The sequence below is a fragment of the Pseudonocardia nematodicida genome, assembly GCF_040105385.1.
Lineage (GTDB): Bacteria > Actinomycetota > Actinomycetes > Mycobacteriales > Pseudonocardiaceae > Pseudonocardia > Pseudonocardia nematodicida.
The window spans coordinates 60,884-77,599 of sequence record NZ_JBEDNQ010000011.1; the positions used below are offsets into that span (position 1 = coordinate 60,884).

A 16,716-nucleotide genomic window follows, 5' to 3' on the forward strand; every position below is an offset into this window, starting at 1 on the left:
ACGGCGGCCCCGGCTCGGGGCGGTCTGCCGCCTGCTCGTCCCATACCCGTAGCCCCCCGGCTGCTCGTCGCTGCGGGTACCGAAGTGGATGCGGCGGGTGATGGCAAGCGCGCTGATCGGTCCGAAAGGGACGGATGCGGACCACGTCGTACGAACCGGTCGCGAAGTCCACCCGGGAGGGTGGGCGGGTCAGCGAGTGTGCGAGGTCGCCCGGACCCCGTTCTCCACGACGTCGAGCACCGCGTCGAGGTCGCCGGCCGGCAGGCCCATCGCCAGGTGCGACACGAGGCCTTCGAGCACCAGCTCCAGGTACTGCGCGAGCACCGGCACCGGCACGTCGTCGCGCAGGGCGCCGGCGGCGGCCTGACGCTCCAGACGGGCCCGCGTGGCCGCGGTGAGCGCGCCGGAGTGGGCCTGCCAGCGGGCGCGGAACTCCGGGTCGGTGCGGAGCCGGCGGGAGACCTCGAGCCGGGTGCCGAGCCAGCTCCGGTCGCCCGCGTCGCCGTCCGGACCGGACCCCGGCGTCCGGGCCGAGTCGAGCAGGTCCCGCATCACCTGGACCAGTCCCTGCTCGGCGACGACGTCGGCCATCCGGGTGGCGTCCTGCTCGGCGAGGGCGAGGAACAACGCCTCCTTGTCGCGGAAGTAGTGGAAGATCGCGCCGCGGGACAGCCCCGTGTACTGCTCCAGACGGCGGACGGTGGCCCCCTCGTACCCGTGGTCGGCGAAGCAGGACCGTGCGCCGTCCAGGATCTGACGCCGGCGCGCGGCGAGCTGGTCGGTGCTGACACGGGGCATGACACCAGTATTCCGTACGGGTGTCCGGCTGGCAGCCGTGTCACCCGCCGAGCCCGGCGTGTCGTTCTGCAACGTCTGTGTGACCTGCCGTAGATCGGCCTGCGCCTCTCCGGACCCGGGGGTAGCGTCGGCTCGGTGACGCTGGACGACACCAGCACCGCCCGGGGCGATGGCGTGTTGCGGACCAAGGCGGAGGCGGCCACCTACGTCGCCTCGGTCTGTTTCAAGCACGGCCCTCCGACCCGCGTCGGTGTCGAACTCGAATCGATGCTCCTGCATCCGGACCGACCGGCCGAACCGGTCGACCTCGACCTCCTGCGCGCCGCACTCGGCCCGCACGCCCCACCCTCGCTCGACCCGGTGTCACCGGGTCTCCCGCTTCCCGCCGGCAGCACGGTCACCCTCGAGCCCGGCGGACAGATCGAGATATCCAGCCCGCCCGCGGACGGGCTCACCGCACTCGTCGGCGATGTCGTCGCCGATGCCTCCCACCTCCACTCGCGCCTCGCCCGGCACGGGCTCCGGCCGCACTCGCGTGCCGCCGACCCGGTCCGCCCGGCCCGGCGGCTGCTCGACCTCCCTCGCTACGCCGCCATGGAGTGCGTGTTCGACCGTGTCGGGCCGCACGGCCGCAGCGGGATGTGCTCCACCGCGGCGGCCCAGGTGTCCCTCGACGCCGGGCCCGCCACCGGCGTCGCCGACCGCTGGGCGGTGCTGCACGAGCTCGGTCCGGTGCTGGTCGCCGCCTTCGCGAACTCGCCGGTCCAGCACGGCCGGCTCACCGGCTGGAAATCCACCCGCCAGGCGTGCTGGCTGAGCCTGGACCCCGGCCGCACCGCACCCCCGCCCGCCCTCGGGCCGGGGGAGCCGCCCGGCGAGTCGTGGGCCCGGCGCGTCGTGGACACGCCGCTGCTGTGCGTGCGCGGGACCGGCGACTGGGCCGTGCCGCCGGGCGTGACCTTCGGGGACTGGGCCTCCGGGCGCAGCCGCGACGGCGTGCTGGAACGGCCGCCGACCACCGCCGACCTCGACTACCACATCTCGACCCTGTTCCCGCCGGTCCGCCCGCACGGTCACCTCGAGGTCCGCTACGTCGACGCCCAGCCCGGCGACGACTGGGCGCTGCCGGCCGCGGTACTGCTGGCCGCCACGTCGTCGGGCACCGTCGTCGACCGGGTCCGGGAGATCTGCGAGCCGGTCCGCGACGCCTGGGTCCCCGCGGCCCGCGACGCGCTGGCCGACCCCGGCCTGGCCCGGGCGGCGGGGCAGGTGTTCGAGCTCGCCGTCGACGTCCTCACCGCAGGCGGGGACCCGCTGGTCGACGCGCCCGTCCCGCTGCTGACCCGGCTGCGGGAGGTGACCGAGCACCGCGTCCTGCGTGGACTGTGTCCGGCCGACGAGCTGTCCGCACAGGAGGAGCGCTCCGGTCCGGCCGCGGCGCTGTTCCCGCCCGGTCTCCACCTCGGAGACGTCCCCGCACAGCGAGACCGGCAACCGGATGTCCGGTGCATCGAGGAGCGTGTGTCATGACGACGGAGCAGACCACCGGCCCCGCGGCCCCGGGCACCCCTCCGGAGCGGATGCGGGAGCGCGTGGCCGCCCTGCTGGAACGATCCCGTGCGCGCAGCACCCGGCTGACCGACCTCGACGACGCCGAGCTGCAGTCGCAGCACTCTCCGCTGATGTCCCCGCTGGTGTGGGACCTCGCGCACATCGGCTCGCAGGAGGAGCTGTGGCTGGTGCGCGACGTCGGCGGCCGCGAGCCGCTGCGCCCGGAGATCGACGGCCTGTACGACGCCTTCCAGCACAGCCGGTCCTCCAGGGTGGAGCTGCCGCTGCTCACCCCGGCCGAGGCGCGCGCCTACGTCGCCGAGGTCCGGGACAAGGCGCTCGACGCCCTGCACCGCAGCCCGCTCAGCGGCCGTCCGCTGGAACACGAGGGCTTCGCCTTCGGGATGATCGTCCAGCACGAGCAGCAGCACGACGAGACGATGCTCGCCACCCACCAGCTCCGCGCCGGCGGTCCGCTCCTGGACGCCCCGCCACCGCCACGCCCGGACGTCCCGGTCACCGACCCGGCCGCCGAGGTGCTGGTCCCGGCGGGCCCGTCCGAGATGGGCACGACGACCGAGCCGTGGGCGCTCGACAACGAGCGGCCCGCGCACACCGTGGACCTGCCCGCGTATCTGATCGAGGCCTACCCGGTGACCAACGGGCGCTATGCGGAGTTCGTCGAGGCCGGCGGGTACGACGACCGTCGGCTGTGGACCGACGCCGGCTGGGCGCACCGGGTCGACGAGGGGCTGGTCGCGCCGCGGTTCTGGTCCCGCGACGCGGACGGGACCTGGTGGCGGCGCCGGTTCGGCGTCGTCGAGCGGGTGCCCGTCGACGAGCCGGTCGTGCACGTGACCTTCCACGAGGCGCAGGCGTTCGCCCGGTGGGCCGGCAAGCGACTGCCGACCGAGGCCGAGTGGGAGAAGGCCGCCCGGTTCGACCCGGCCACCGGCCGGTCCCGCCGCTTCCCCTGGGGCGACGACGACCCGACCGCCTCCCGCGCCAACCTCGGCCAGCGGCACCTGCAGCCGGCCCCGGTCGGCGCCTACCCGGAGGGTGCGTCCGCACTGGGCGTGCACCAGATGCTCGGCGACGTCTGGGAGTGGTGCGACTCCGGCTGGCACCCCTACCCGGGGTTCCGGATGTTCCCGTACCCGGAGTACTCGCAAGCCTTCTTCGGCGGGGACTACGCGGTCCTGCGCGGTGGCTCGTTCGGCACCGACCCGGCGGCGATCCGGGCGACGTTCCGCAACTGGGACCACCCGGTCCGCCGGCAGATCTTCTCCGGGTTCCGGCTGGCGCGCGACGCCCGTCCGGGAATCGACCTGTAGCGGTGTGCCGGCACCTGGCCTACCTCGGACCGGCGCGCACGCTCGCGGCGACGCTGCTCGACCCGCCGCACGGGCTGCTCGCCCAGTCCTACGCCCCGGCCGACATGCGGGGCGGCGGCACGATCAACGCCGACGGGTTCGGCGCCGGCTGGTACCCGGCTCCCGGCGCCGGCCCGGTACGCGTCCGGTCGGAGAAGCCACTGTGGACCGACACGTCGTTCGCGGCGCTCGCCGGGGCGACCGCATCCGGCGCCGTGCTGGCCGCGGTCCGCTCGGCCACCGTCGGCATGCCGGTGACGGCGACGGCCGCCGCCCCCTTCGCCGACGGCCGGTGGCTGTTCAGCCACAACGGCGTCGTGCGCGGGTGGCCGGGGTCGATGGTGAAGGCCGCGTCGGCGTTGCCGGTGGAGGACCTCATGACCCTCGATGCGCCCACCGACGCCGCGGTGCTGTGGGCGCTGGTGCGGGCCCGCCTGCGGGCGGGCGACGAACCCGCCAGGGTGCTGTCCGACGTCTGCGAGCTGCTCGAGCGCGACGCGCCCGGGTCCCGGCTGAACCTGTTGCTCACCGACGGCGCCACGATCTGGGCGACGGCCTGGCGGCACGCGCTGGCCGTCCGCTCGGTCGGGGCCGAGACCACCGTCGCCTCCGAACCCACCTCCCCGTCGCTCCCCGACTGGACCCGGGTGTCCGACCGGCACCTGGTGGTGGCCCGCCCGGGCCACCACACCCTGCACCCGCTGCCCGGGGCATGACCCCGCGGCGGGCGCCGACGCAGCCGACGCCGATGCCACAGACGCCGATGCAAGAGATACAGGGAGCTCCGCGTGCGCAGTACCGGCCTGATCCAGCTGGACGTCCACCTCACCGACGCCGACGCCGCCCTGCGGGCCGACGTCGCCCGGGGGCTGGTCGCCCGGCCGAAGGAACTGCCGCCGAAGTGGTTCTACGACGCCCGGGGCTCGGAGCTCTTCGAGGAGATCACCGCGCTGCCCGAGTACTACCCGTTCCGCACCGAGCGGGCGCTGCTCACCGACTCGGTGGCCGACATCGCCCGCTCGTCCGGCGCGGACACCGTCGTCGAGCTGGGGTCGGGGTCCTCGACCAAGACCCGACTGCTGCTCGACGCCTTCGCCGCGGCCGGGACGCTGCGCCGTTACGTCCCGCAGGACGTCAGCGAGTCCGCGCTGCGCGGCGCGGTCGACGAGCTGCACCGGCACTACCCGACGCTCCAGCTGCACGGCGTCGTCGGTGACTTCACCCGGGACCTCGACCGGCTGCCGGGCGCCGAACCCGGCGGCAAGCGCATGATCGCCTTCCTCGGCGGGACGATCGGCAACCTGCTGCCCGGTCCGCGCCACGCGTTCCTGACCCACGTGCGGTCGGTCCTCGAGCCGGGGGAGCAGCTGCTGCTCGGGACGGGGCTGGCGACCGATCCCGCGATCATGGTCCCCGCCTACGACGACGCCGCCGGCGTCACCGCGGACTTCAACCGCAACGTGTTGCGGGTGCTGAACCGCGAGCTCGGCGCCGACTTCGACGTCGACGCGTTCGACCACGTCGCGCTCTGGGACGCGGAGAACTCGTGGATCGAGATGCGGCTGCGGGCGACCCGGGCGATGCGGGTGCGGGTGCCGGAGCTCGACCTGGAGGTGACCTTCGACGAGGGCGAGGAGCTGATCACCGAGATCTCGGCAAAGTTCCGGCCGGAGACGGTAGACGCGATGGTCGCCGAGGCGGGGTTCGACGCGACCCGGCGCTGGACCGATCCGCAGGACCGGTTCGCGCTGAGCCTGCTGACAGCTCGCTGAGTTGCCATCGGACGTAATTCCGGAATAACGTAGGCACATGGTCGTCACCGGTTCCTCGCCGTCGCCTGCCGTCCCGGTCCGCCGTCGCACGCTCGTCGCGGCGGTGGTCGGGGCGGTGCTGGCGGGCCTGCTCGGCTGGCTCGTCGCACCGGTGCCGTCGACGCCCGGGCCGGCGACCTCGGGCGACCCGGCGCTGGCCGAGCGGCTCCGCTCCGTCGCCGGTCCCGGCCAGTACGGGCTGGTGGCGGCGGTCGTCACCGGCGGCGAGCCGACCGTCGCCGCGATCGGCGACGGCGGCCGGGGCACCCCGCTGTCCGCGACGACGCCGATGGAGATCGGCTCGGTCACCAAGACGATCACCGGAACGGTGCTCGCCGATCTCGAACGCCGCGGCGAGGTCCGGGCCGACGAGCGGGTGCGGGACCTCGTCCCCGACCGCGACTGGCGTCCGGGTGGGGCCGGGGACGTGACGCTGGCCGAGCTGGCCTCGCACCGTTCGGGTCTCCCGGTGCAGGCGGGCGGGTGGCGGATGCTCGCCCACAACCTGGCCAACACCTACCTCGGGACGGCACCGGCGTCGCACACTCCCGAGCAGGTGTTCGACAACGCCGAGGCCGCGGAGATCTCCGGCCGGGGCGAGGAGCGGTACTCGAACCTCGGCGTCGCGCTGCTGGGGCAGGCGCTGGCCGAGCGGACCGGGACCCCGTACCCGGAACTGGTGGAGCAGGTGGTGACCGGTCCGCTCGGCATGACCGCCACCGGCATCCCCGCCGCGCCGCCGTCCGGGGCGGCCGTCGGGCACGACGAGCGCGGCCGGGCCGAGAGCGCGTGGATCAGCCCCGGTGACTCGCCCGCGGGGATCGGTGTCTACTCGACGGTGACCGACCTGGCCCGCTACGCGGTCGCGGTGACCGACCCCGGTTCCCCGGTCGCGGACGCGGCGCGGCCCCGGTTCCCGAGCGAGTTCGGGCGGATCGGCTACGGCTGGAACGTCCTCGACGTCGGCGGGCACGAGCTGATCTGGAAGAACGGTGCCTCCGGGGGCACGAGCTCCAGCGTGCTGGTCGAGCCGGCCACCGGGCGGGCGGCCGTGGTGATCGGGAACTCGTTCGCCGGCGTCGACCGGATCGCGGCCGAGCTGCTCGGGGTCCCGTCGCCGTTCGAGGCACGCACCGGGGAGCCGTCCGGTCCCGACGTACGCTCGATGGTCGGGTCGGCCGTCGGAGCGCTACTGCCGATCTGGGGCGGGCTGACGGTGCTCGTCGCCGCGCGGGGCGGGTGGTTGCGCGGCGGTCCGGCGCGCCGCTCCGACGTCGTCGCCCAGGCGGCGACGGGCCTGCTGCTGATCCTCGGCGGCTGGCTCGTCGGCGCGGTCTCCTGGACACAGCTGCCGTTCTGGCTGCTCGGCTGCGGGCTCGCCGGGGCCGGGCTCGGGGTGGCCACGGCCCGGTGGCGCGACCGGGGGCCTGATGCCGGGCCCGGCGCGACGGCGCGGTGGGTGAGTGCGGGCGTGTTCGTCGTGGTGACGGTCGCCGCCGTCGGAGTGGTCGTGGTCACCGGCCTACCGGGCTGACCCAGCCCGACTCCGTGCACGGGCGCGTCAGCGCCGACGGTCGGGCCGGACCGGGACCGAACCAGTGGCGGGAGCACCCGGTGGGTCTTCGGCCGGGACGTGCCACGACCCCGCGCGTCGGCCACCGCGACCCGCCGCCGGCTCTCGCGACCGGTGGCCGGCTGCCGCGACCTCCGCCGAGGTCGCGGCGGGCGCATCCGCGTCGCGGAGGGTGCGGCACACGGCGTCGCGCAGCGGGCGAGGCTAGAGCGGGGACCGGTCGCGCCCCGGCGGCGGGGGAGGTGCGGGGGCGCCGGCCGGTGGGGCGATCCGGGCGTGCGAGCGCCCCGCGGCCACGGCCTGCTTCTCGGCGGCCGCGCCACCGGCCCGGCCCGGCGCCGGGTCCCACCCGGCGTCGACGACCTTGCGCTGCATCAGGATCGCCGCACCCAGCACGAGCAGCCCCAGCGCCGCGACGACGATGATGCCGCCCGCCCCGCCGAGGCCCGCGCCGTACCCGACGGCGATCCCGAACCAGCCGAAGTCGGTGTCGCCGAAGGTCGTGTTCGCGTCGCCGAACGAGCCCAGCACACCGAGCAGCAACGCCGGCAGGAACGTGATCAGCAGGCCGTTGACGAACCCGCCGGCGACCGCGCCGCGTCGTCCGCCGGTGGCGTTGCCGTACACGCCGGCCGCGCCGCCGGTGAAGAAGTGCGGGACCAGGCCGGGCAGGATCAGCGCCAGACCCAGCAGCGGGCTGAGCCAGATCGTGAGCACACCGAGGGCGAGCAGCCCGCCGACGAAGCTCGACACGAAGCCGACGAGCACCGCGTTCTGCGCGTAGGGGAAGACGATCGGCGCGTCCAGCGCCGGGAGCGCGCCGGGCACGACGCGGGCGGCGATGCCCTGGAACGCCGGCACCAGCTCGCCGAGGATCGTGCGGACACCGAAGAGGATCACCGCGACGGCGACGCCGAACTGCAGACCCTGGGTCAGCGCGGCCATCACGAGCTCGCCCGCGTCACCGACCTCGTCCGCGCCGCCGAAGGCCTCGGCGGCCGCGGCCTCGCCGACCCGAGCCAGCGCGATCACCGCGACGACGACGTAGACCAGCGCCATCGACAGCGCGGTCGCGACCATCGAGTCGCGCAGGAAGCGCAGGGACTCCGGCAGCACCATGTCCTCGGTGGACCGGCTCTCCCGCGCGGTTCCCGGACGCCCGCCGACCAGCCGCCCGGTCGCCCCGGCCGCGACGTAGCCGAGAGTGCCGAAGTGTCCGATCGCGACCCCGTCGCCGCCGGTCACCCGCCGGGTCCAGGGCTGGGCGAAGGCCGGCATCGCGACCATCATGACGCCCAGCAGGACACCTCCGAGCCCGACGACGAGCGCGGCGTCGTACCCGGCCGAGGCCAGCACGATGGTGAGCAGCGTGGCCATGAACAGCGTGTGGTGCCCGGTCAGGAACACGTAGCGCAGCGGGGTGAAGCGGGCCAGCAGCAGGCTGACCGCGAATCCGAGGATCATCAGCCAGGCGACCTGGGAACCGAACTCGGCCTGCGCGATGCCGACGATCGCCTCGTTGGTCGGGACGACGCCCTGGGCCCCGGTCGCGCCCTGGATCAGCTCGCCGAGCGGGTCCAGCGCGTCGATCACCAGGGTGGCGCCGGCCTCGACCAGCAGGAACCCCAGGGTCGCCTTCAGCGCACCCCCGACGACCTGCCCGCCGCCGCGGCGCAGTGCGATCAGCCCGATCGCGGTGATGATCCCGACCAGGAAGGCGGGAACGCTGAGGATCTGGTTGACGACGAAGCCGGCGACGGCCGCGACGATGTCCATCGTGGTGGGTCCCTTGTCAGACGTCGTAGGAGTCGCGCAGCACGGCGTCGACCTCGTCGGTGCTGGTGAAGTTCTCGACCACCCGGACCGGCGTGCCGACGTCGCCGAGGGTGCGGGCGATCTCGCCCGAGGTCAGCAGCAGGGCCGCCTCCGACGCCCGGCCGCGCGCCGAGATCGTGTCGGTCGCCTCGACGGTCACGTACGGCCCCCAGCCCCAGCGGTCCAGGACCTGCTCCAGGGTGTTCTTGAGGAACAGGCTCGTGCCCAGGCCGTTGCCGCACACGGTGAGCACCAGGTGCCGGCCGGCGGCGGGCGCGGACGCGGTCCCCGCCGGCTCGTCCCCGGACAGCAGCGCCATCACCTCGGCCGGGCCGGCGGCGGCGTCCAGCGCGGCCTTGCGCTCGTCGTCGGCCAGGACGCGGGCGAGCCCGGCCATCGCGGAGGTGTGCGCGCCGTCGTCGGCCGCGGCCAGCGCGACGACCAGGGTGACCGGGTCGTTCGACTCGTGTCCGAACTCGACGGGCTCGGCGAGCCGGACCCAGGACATGCCGGTCCGGTGCACGGCCTCGGACGGCCGCGCGTGCGCGAACGCGAACCCCGGCGCGACGACGATGTACGGCCCGTTCTCGAGCACGTTGTCGATCATCGCCTGGGTGTAGGGGGCATCCGCGACGCCGGTGCGCTGCAGCAGGCGGCCGGCCGCGGTGATCGCGGAGCGCCAGTCGGCGGCGAGGACGTCGAGCGCGATCGCGTCCTCGCTCAGGAGATCATCGGGTCCGGGCACGGGCGGGACCGTATCCGAGTGATCATCGGGCCCCGCCGGTGTGGTCCGGTGCTGCCGGAACCCGGGAGCCGGTCAGCCCGCCCCGTAGACCCCGAACTGCGGGGTACCCGCCGGTTCGTAGACGTGCATCGCCACCCCCGCCGGCGTCGTCTCGTGGTGCAGGAGGCGCAGGCCCACCGGCGGCCCCTCGGCCGGGAACAGGCGCCGCCCGCCGCCCACCAGCACCGGCGCGATCGCCAGGCGCACCTCGCCGTCATCGGGACGATCCCCTCGAAGGGGACGACTGCCGTCCGGGCCGGCCCTCATCGGTCCTCCCCGGCCTACTGTCTCCGGCATGGCGATGAACGCGATGCACCGGCGCATCTGCCGGTCGGACTCGTGGGCCGACCGGATGCACGGCACGACGCTGCCGTGGGCGACCCGCGACGTCGACCTCACCGGTGAGGTGCTGGAGATCGGGCCGGGGTTCGGGGTCACCACCCGATGGCTGGCGCCGCGGGCCGGTGCGCTGACCGCGCTGGAGGTCGACCCGGCGATGGCCGCCGACCTGCGCGACGGCCTCGGCCGCGAGCTGGGGTCGACGTCCGGCACGGCGACGGCGCGGCGCTGCCGTTCCCGGACTCCTCGTTCGACGCCGTCGTCTGCTTCACGATGCTGCACCACGTGCCGTCGCGGGCCGAGCAGGACCGGCTGTTCGCCGAGGCGGCGCGGGTGCTGCGTCCGGGTGGGACGTTCGCCGGGATCGACTCCCTGCTCTCGCTGCGGTTCCGGCTGATCCACGTGGGGGACACGATGACCGTCGTCGACCCGGTCGGGTTGCCGCCCCGGCTCGTCGCCGCCGGTCTCGACGCCCCCGGCACCGAGCTCGGCGGCCGCTCGTTCCGGTTCCGGGCCGACCGCCCCCGCTGACCCGCGGCGCCGCACAGGTTGCGGTGCCGCCGCACGAGCTGCGGCCTGTGCGACGCGACCGGAACCTGTGCGGCGTCAGGCAGGTGTGGGGCGGTGGGTGCGGGCGAGCGTTCTCGCCGTCGTCGCGGCGAGTGCGGTGGCCAGCAGCGTGCCCAGCACGACGTCGACGACCGGCCAGGTGTACGTCGGTACGTCCAGGCCGTAGGTCCACAGGAACAGCGGGTCGACCAGCCGGCCCTGGAACGCGAGCACCGTCGCCGGGCCGAGCGCGAGCACCGGCCCGGCCACCCGGCCGGCGAGGGCCCACGTCCCGCTACCCCGACGGCGGGCGATGATCGCCGACACCGCCGTGACCAGCAGCCCGAGCAGGATCATCGGGATCCACGCCCGCCAGAGCCCCACCGGCAGCAGCGGCACCACCCGGTTCTGCATCCAGGCCAGCCCGACCACCTGCTGCCACACGATCAGCACCGCGACGGCGAGGGCGACGACCGGAGTGAACCGGGACGGCACGACGACTGCCCTCCATCGGACGTCGGGGGAGTGGGAGTGGGAGCGGTGCGGACCCTACCGGCGGGCACTACCGTCGCCGTCCATGAGCACCGACTGGCGCCACGACGGCGTCCGCGTGATCCCGGGCGATCTCCTCGACACGAACACCGCGCAGACCCCCGGCATGAACCGGGCGGCCGCGGTCACCCACGACCGCGTCGGCTCGGAGAAGCTGTGGGCGGGCACGGTCACCATCCACCCGGGCGCGCGGACCGGGGCACACCACCACGGCGAGCTGGAGAGCGTGATCTACGTGGTCCGCGGCCGGGCCCGGATGAAGTGGGGCGAGAACCTCGAGTTCACCGCGGAGGCGGGGCCGGGCGGGTTCATCTTCGTGCCGCCGTGGGTGCCGCACCAGGAGATCAACGCCCTGGACGACGAGCCGCTGGAGTGCGTGCTCACCCGCTCCGGGCAGGAGCCGGTCGTGGTGAACCTCGACATCGACGGCGTCGCCGAACCCGAGCACGTGCCCTGGATCGACCCTGCCCACCCCGCAGATCCTGCCCACCCCGCAGATCCCGCCCACCCGGCCGGTCCCGGTCAGCCCAGCACGGCCTGACCCAGCAGCAGCAACGCGGCGGCCGCGGACAGGCCGAGCACCGCCGGCCGGGTGCCGCCCCGGTCGATCAGGACGCGAGCCGGGCCGGACAGCCAGAACCCGGCGGCCAGGAACGGCACGAGCAGCAGACCGTGCAGGAGCCCGTCGACGGTGACCGCCCCGCCGACGCCCAGCCCGGCCAGTGACAGCAGCGTCCCGGCGGCGAAGAACGCGGCGAGCGTCGCGCGGATCCGCGGTCCGGACGCGGACTGGTAGAGCAGTGCCACGGGCGGCCCGCCGATCGCCGCGGCCGTCCCGGACACCCCGGCCACCAGGCCCGCGGTGACCAGCAACGGTGGGGTCGGTCGCACGCGCAACGGCGCCAGCGACACCGCGACGCAGGCGAGCACCACGACCCCGACGGCGGCGGCGAACGCCCGCGGGGACAGCAGCACGACCAGCGCGACGCCCGCGAAGGTCCCCGGCAGCCGGCCCAGCATCGCCCACCCGACGCCACGCCAGTCGGCGTGGCCGCGTTCCCGGAGCAGCGAGGCGATGGCGAGCACCATGGCCGGAACGAGGATCGGGACCGGCACCCACGCCGGGTCGATCAGGGCGAGCAGCGGCGTCGCGAGCAGCGCCATGCCGAACCCGACGGCGCCCTGGACCAGTGCGCCGAACCCGACGACGAGCCCGGCCAGTACCAGGTCCAGCGCCGTGACCACCACGACCGGGAACGTTAGCTGTGCTTCATACCGGTCCGGAAGCCGGGCCACGGCCCGCCCGCCGTCGGCCGGACCCGACGTCCGGTCCGGCCCGCACACGGGCGCCGGTGCGTTGCGGCAGGCGGCTGGACCGGACGATCGGTGCGGTAGCGTCCCGCGGGATGCGGCGGTGGGTGGACGAGTCGGCGAGCGCGCCGGCCACGGTCGGCGCCCGCCACCCCGGGGCAACCCCGGGGCGCACCGGCACATCGCGGCACAGCGTCCCGCGCGCCCGGGGCAGGACCCCACTGCCGGCGGCGCGCGGCGGACGGAGAGCACCGGTCGTACACCACCGCCGCATCACCGGCCGCTGATGGCGCCGTCCGCCTCCGTCGTCGCCGCGCTGGCCCGGCCCGGCCGGTGGGACCCCGTCGCGCTCGCCGAGCGGCTCGCCGCCGCTCCGGGCTGGAGCGGACCGGACGAGATCGGCGACGTCGCCGGGAAGCTGCTCGGGCGCTGGCGGAGCACGCCCCGCGCGCCGGCGGACCGGTTCGAGCAGCAGGTCGCCGCACTGCCGGCCCTGCCCCGACGGCACCTGCGCGACGAGGCGCCGCCGCCGGCCAGGTGGCGCTGGCCGGTCGAACCCTGGACGGACGTCCCCGCCGTGGCCCGCGCACTGCACCTCGACGACGGCGAGCTCGCCTGGTTCGCCGACCCCGGCGGCTGGCTGCGGCACATCTCCGGGCCACTGACCCATTACCGGCGGCGCTGGGTCCCGGCGCGGTCCGGGACGCCGCGGCTGATCGAGTCCCCCGCGCCCCGGCTCGCCGAGCTGCAGCGCCGGGTGGTGCGGCGGGTGCTCGCCGCGATCCCGGTGCACGACGCCGCGCACGGCTACGTCCGCGGTCGCGGCCCGCACACCCTGGCCCGGATCCACTCCGGGCGGCCGATGCTCCTGCGCCTGGACCTGGAGGGCTTCTTCTCGCACGTCACCGGCGCCCGGCTCGCCGGGCTGCTGGAGGCCGCCGGTTACCCGCCCGCGGTGGCCCGGACCCTGGCCGGGCTGCTGGTCACCGCCACCCCGCCCGCCGTGCTGCGCGGCTGCCCGGCGACGGCCGCCGGCGCCGACCCCGATCCGCGACGACGGCTGCTCGACCGGCTGGCGGCACCGCACCTGCCGCAGGGGGCGCCGTCGTCGCCGGTGGCGGCGAACCTGCTCGCGCACCGGCTGGACCGCCGCCTCGCCGGGCTGGCCACCGCCGTCGGCGCGCGGTACGGGCGCTATGCCGACGACCTGGTGTTCAGCGGCGACGCCGACCTGCCGGTGCACGGCCTGATTGCGCGGATCACCACGGTCGCCGCCGAGGAGGGGTTCCGGGTGCGGCCCGGCAAGACCCGGATCGCCCCCGCGCAGCACCGCCAGCGGGTCACCGGGCTGATCGTCAACTCGACCGCTCCCGCACCGTCGCGCCGCGACTACGACGAGCTGCGCGCCCTGCTGCACAACGCCGCCCGGACCGGGCCGGACGCGCAGAACCGCGACGGGAACCCCGCGTTCCGGGAGCACCTGCTCGGCCGGATCGCCTGGGTCGGGAGCGGCCGGCCCCGCCGGGCCGCCACGCTGCACGGGCTGTTCGACCGGATCGGCTGGGACCGACGCCGGTGATCGTCCGTTGTGGAGCGGAACGTGCGTGACGCGCATGCTGCGCTCCACAACGGGTGATCACGCCGCGGAGACGGCGCGCCCCGTCTGACGACTGGAGACCGGTGATCGCTGTCCGGGTTCCGGTCGGTGCCGGACCTGGCACCTGTCGGCGCCCGAACGACGATCATGGCCGGGCTGGCCGGGTCAGCGGTCGTCGGTGCCGGCGAGCGTCAGGATCCGGGCCGGGTTCTCGTGCAGGACCGCCCGCACCGCGTCGTCGCCGACCCGGTCGGCCAGCCGGGGCAGGAACCGGCGGGGCAGGTAGTCCAGCCCCGGGATCCCGCCGTGCGCGCGGTACCGGCTGCGCCGCGCGACGTCCCCACCGAGCAGTACCCGGGACAGCCCACCGGAGTCGACGACGGCGGCGAGCACGTCGAGGATCGCCGAGTCCGGTGCCTCCCGGTGCCGGGCCGGGCCGTCGTAGCCGAGGTACGCGCCGGTGGCGGCGAGCTCGGCGTGCAGCCCGGCGTCGAGGTTGCGGTCGACGTGCGCCAGCACCACCCGGTCCGCGGGCAGACCCCCGGCGGCCAGGTGCTCCAGCACCTCGAACGCCGCCGAGCAGTACTCGAGGTGCACCATCGCCGCGACGCCGGTGTCCCGGGCCGTTGCCGCCACGGCCGCGAGCACCCGGCGCTCACAGGCCGAGATCCGCCAGTACCCGACACCGGCCTTCACCATCCCCGCCCGCACCGGCGCACCGTCCGGTGTGGACGCCACTGGGCCGCGGCCGGCGACGTCCGAGCGCGGCAGCCCGTCGACGACGTCGGCGGTGAACCGGACCCGCAGCGCGTCCTCGGACTCGGTGGTGAGCCAGTGCCCGTCCGGGTAGTGCTCGGTGCGGTGGCCGCCGGTCACGTGCACCACCCGCAGCCCGGTGGTCCGGCTGATCCGGGCCACCGCCTCGGGATCGCGGCCGAGCCCGGTCGGCGTGGCCTCGACCATCGCGGCGATCCCGGCCTCGACCAGGGTCCGGGCCTCGGCGCCGCTGGCAGCCTCGTCGTCCAGCTCGTCGCCGGGCAGCAGCGGGCTGACCTGGAACAGGTGCTCGTGATAGTTGGTCGGGCCGAGGTCGGCCGCCGGGACGTCGCCGAGCACCGTCCGGACGATGCAGCCCGGCACGGCGCCGGTCGCCGGGCCCCCGGTCGTCGCGGCGCCGGTCACAGCGTCTCGAACCACGGCTCGAGCCGGCGGTAGGCATCGAGGAAGACCTCGTACTCGTGCCCGTACCGCTCGTGCGCGGACGGCGACGGCGCCTCCTCGGCCCGGTCGTCCGCGAACCGCTGCGCCACCTCGAACCCGTCGAACAGCCCGACCCCGACCCCGCCGACGATCGCCGCTCCCAGCGACGTCGCCTCGTCGACCAGCTCCCGGCGCCGGACCGGCACGCCCCAGACGTCGGCGAAGATCCGCAGCAGCAGCGCGGAGTTCGCCGCCCCGCCGATCGCGTCGACCCCGGAGATGCGCGCCCCGTTCTCGGTGAACGCGCGCAGCCCCGTGTACAGGTTGAACGCCACGCCCTCCAGCACCGCGCGGGTCAGGTGGTCCGGACCGTGGTGGCGGGCCAGCCCGGCGAACACCGCCCGGGCCCGCGGGTTCCAGTACGGCGAGCGCTCGCCGAGCAGGTGCGGCAGGAAGAACAGCCCGTCCTCCGCCGCGGCCACCTGCGCGGCGCCGCCGAGGAGCCGGTCGAACCGGCCGTCGTCGCCGTCCGGGTCCAGGGTGGACACGATCCACTCCAGCGAGGCGCCGCCCGCCTGCATGGTCGCGGTCGGCACGAACCGGCCCGGGACGACGTGGTTGAACGTCATCGTGCGCATGCCCGGGTCGTGCAGCGGGGCGTCGGCGGCCAGCGAGATCCAGGACGACGACCCCAGGTAGGCGTACGCGCCGTCGGCGGGGGAGAGGATCCCGGCGCCGAGCGCGGCCATCGGCCCGTCCCCGCCGCCCAGCACCACCGGGGTGCCCGCGGGCATCCCGGACGCGGAGGCCGCCTCGCCGGTCACCCGGCCCACGACCGTCGTCGACGCCACGATCTCCGGGAACAGCGACCGCGGGAGCTCGGCGGCGTCGAGCAGGTCCTCCGACCAGCCTCCGGCGGTCTGGTCGTAGGCGTTGGTGCTGCTGGCGTCGGACGGGTCGGTGACGAACTCGCCGGTCAGCCGGTGCACGACGTAGTCCTTGGCGAGCAACAGGTGCCGCGTCGCGTCGAACGCCTCGGGCTCGTGGTCGCGCACCCACATGACCTTGGTCAGCGAGTAGGTCGGGTTCAGCCGGTGCCCGGTGATCGCGTACGCCTTCTCCATCCCGACCCGGTCCAGCATCCGTGCGGTCTGGTCGGTCGAGCGGGTGTCCGCCCAGATGATCGCCGGCCGGGTCGGGCGGCCCGCGCCGTCGACCAGCACCGCACCCATCATCTGGCCGGAGAAGCTGACGGCCTCGACGCGTGCGTGCGGCACCCGCTCGAGCAGCCGGCGGCCCGCGGCACAGACCGCGGCCCACCAGTGGTCGGGGTCCTGTTCGGCCTTGCCGTGCGGGCCGAAGTCGGTCGGGTAGGTCTCGGTGACGGCGGCCAGCACCCGGCCGTCGGCGTCGACGAGGGTCGCCTTGTCGCCGGTGGTGCCCAGGTCGTGCGAGATGATCAT

16 protein-coding genes and 1 pseudogene are annotated in these 16,716 nt (G+C 75.3%); 9 read left to right on the forward strand and 8 right to left on the reverse strand.

Translation table 11 applies throughout. The annotated features are described in order from the left end of the window. Positions 1 to 189: 189 nt before the first annotated feature. Positions 190 to 798 carry a TetR/AcrR family transcriptional regulator gene (locus WIS52_RS24060; RefSeq protein ID WP_349300626.1) on the reverse strand — a complete coding sequence of 203 codons (609 nt, stop codon included), beginning with the start codon at positions 796 to 798 and terminating at the stop codon, positions 190 to 192. 135 nt (positions 799 to 933) lie between these two features. On the opposite strand from WIS52_RS24060, the gene egtA reads away from it, so the two are divergent. The 5 genes from egtA (at position 934) to WIS52_RS24085 (ending at position 7,067) form a co-directional block, all read left to right on the forward strand. Further along, on the forward strand, positions 934 to 2,328 hold the full coding sequence (gene egtA / locus WIS52_RS24065) for an ergothioneine biosynthesis glutamate--cysteine ligase EgtA (RefSeq protein ID WP_349300627.1): 1,395 nt from the start codon (positions 934 to 936) through the stop codon (positions 2,326 to 2,328). Beyond that, complete coding sequence (egtB, locus tag WIS52_RS24070; protein ID WP_349300628.1) at positions 2,325 to 3,683, forward strand: ergothioneine biosynthesis protein EgtB; 1,359 nt, start codon at positions 2,325 to 2,327, stop codon at positions 3,681 to 3,683. The genes egtA and egtB overlap by 4 nt, the downstream gene beginning before the upstream one ends. 2 nt (positions 3,684 to 3,685) lie before the next feature. Continuing rightward, entirely contained in the window at positions 3,686 to 4,438 is a 753-nt protein-coding gene (gene egtC / locus WIS52_RS24075) for an ergothioneine biosynthesis protein EgtC (RefSeq protein ID WP_349300629.1), read from the forward strand. 72 nt (positions 4,439 to 4,510) lie between these two features. Further along, positions 4,511 to 5,494, forward strand: a complete 984-nt coding sequence (egtD, locus tag WIS52_RS24080; protein WP_349300630.1) for an L-histidine N(alpha)-methyltransferase — start codon at positions 4,511 to 4,513, stop codon at positions 5,492 to 5,494. A gap of 37 nt (positions 5,495 to 5,531) precedes the next feature. After that, positions 5,532 to 7,067, forward strand: a complete 1,536-nt coding sequence (locus WIS52_RS24085) for a serine hydrolase domain-containing protein (RefSeq protein ID WP_349300631.1) — start codon at positions 5,532 to 5,534, stop codon at positions 7,065 to 7,067. 243 nt (positions 7,068 to 7,310) lie between these two features. Here WIS52_RS24085 and WIS52_RS24090 read toward each other — a convergent pair whose 3' ends face one another. The 3 genes from WIS52_RS24090 to WIS52_RS24100 all read right to left on the reverse strand — a co-directional run bounded on the left by WIS52_RS24090 (position 7,311) and on the right by WIS52_RS24100 (position 9,912). Continuing rightward, positions 7,311 to 8,882, reverse strand: a complete 1,572-nt coding sequence (locus tag WIS52_RS24090; RefSeq protein ID WP_349300632.1) for a PTS ascorbate transporter subunit IIC — start codon at positions 8,880 to 8,882, stop codon at positions 7,311 to 7,313. 16 nt (positions 8,883 to 8,898) lie between these two features. After that, a complete protein-coding gene (locus tag WIS52_RS24095) occupies positions 8,899 to 9,666 on the reverse strand; it encodes a PTS sugar transporter subunit IIA (RefSeq protein ID WP_349300633.1) in 768 nt (255 codons plus the stop codon). 72 nt (positions 9,667 to 9,738) lie between these two features. After that, positions 9,739 to 9,912 carry a hypothetical protein gene (locus WIS52_RS24100; RefSeq protein WP_349300634.1) on the reverse strand — a complete coding sequence of 58 codons (174 nt, stop codon included), beginning with the start codon at positions 9,910 to 9,912 and terminating at the stop codon, positions 9,739 to 9,741. A 145-nt stretch (positions 9,913 to 10,057) separates the two neighbouring features. Here WIS52_RS24100 and WIS52_RS31790 point away from each other — a divergent pair. Together WIS52_RS31790 and WIS52_RS24105 are read left to right on the forward strand one after the other, a co-directional pair. Then, positions 10,058 to 10,168: pseudogene (locus tag WIS52_RS31790) on the forward strand (class I SAM-dependent methyltransferase); the annotation flags it as partial. Beyond that, the gene (locus tag WIS52_RS24105) at positions 10,150 to 10,575 is read left to right on the forward strand and encodes a class I SAM-dependent methyltransferase (RefSeq protein WP_349300635.1); all 426 of its coding nucleotides are present in this window, start codon (positions 10,150 to 10,152) and stop codon (positions 10,573 to 10,575) included. The pseudogene WIS52_RS31790 and the gene WIS52_RS24105, both read left to right, overlap by 19 nt. Positions 10,576 to 10,650: 75 nt before the next feature. On the opposite strand, the gene WIS52_RS24110 is transcribed toward WIS52_RS24105, so the two are convergent. After that, on the reverse strand, positions 10,651 to 11,088 hold the full coding sequence (locus WIS52_RS24110; protein WP_349300636.1) for a hypothetical protein: 438 nt from the start codon (positions 11,086 to 11,088) through the stop codon (positions 10,651 to 10,653). Between the two features lie 82 nt (positions 11,089 to 11,170). Between WIS52_RS24110 and WIS52_RS24115 the strand changes: the two genes are divergently transcribed. Beyond that, on the forward strand, positions 11,171 to 11,686 hold the full coding sequence (locus tag WIS52_RS24115; protein ID WP_349300637.1) for a cupin domain-containing protein: 516 nt from the start codon (positions 11,171 to 11,173) through the stop codon (positions 11,684 to 11,686). Here the strand turns inward: WIS52_RS24115 and WIS52_RS24120 are convergent. Next, complete coding sequence (locus tag WIS52_RS24120; protein ID WP_349300638.1) at positions 11,668 to 12,393, reverse strand: TSUP family transporter; 726 nt, start codon at positions 12,391 to 12,393, stop codon at positions 11,668 to 11,670. The genes WIS52_RS24115 and WIS52_RS24120 overlap by 19 nt on opposite strands. Positions 12,394 to 12,742: 349 nt before the next feature. Here WIS52_RS24120 and WIS52_RS24125 point away from each other — a divergent pair, with 349 nt between their 5' ends. Continuing rightward, positions 12,743 to 14,035, forward strand: a complete 1,293-nt coding sequence (locus WIS52_RS24125) for a reverse transcriptase family protein (RefSeq protein WP_349300639.1) — start codon at positions 12,743 to 12,745, stop codon at positions 14,033 to 14,035. 183 nt (positions 14,036 to 14,218) lie between these two features. Here WIS52_RS24125 and WIS52_RS24130 read toward each other — a convergent pair whose 3' ends face one another. Together WIS52_RS24130 and xylB are read right to left on the reverse strand one after the other, a co-directional pair. After that, on the reverse strand, positions 14,219 to 15,235 hold the full coding sequence (locus WIS52_RS24130; protein WP_349300640.1) for a phosphotriesterase family protein: 1,017 nt from the start codon (positions 15,233 to 15,235) through the stop codon (positions 14,219 to 14,221). Then, a complete protein-coding gene (gene xylB / locus WIS52_RS24135) occupies positions 15,232 to 16,716 on the reverse strand; it encodes a xylulokinase (RefSeq protein ID WP_349300641.1) in 1,485 nt (494 codons plus the stop codon). Before xylB ends, WIS52_RS24130 begins: the two co-directional genes overlap by 4 nt.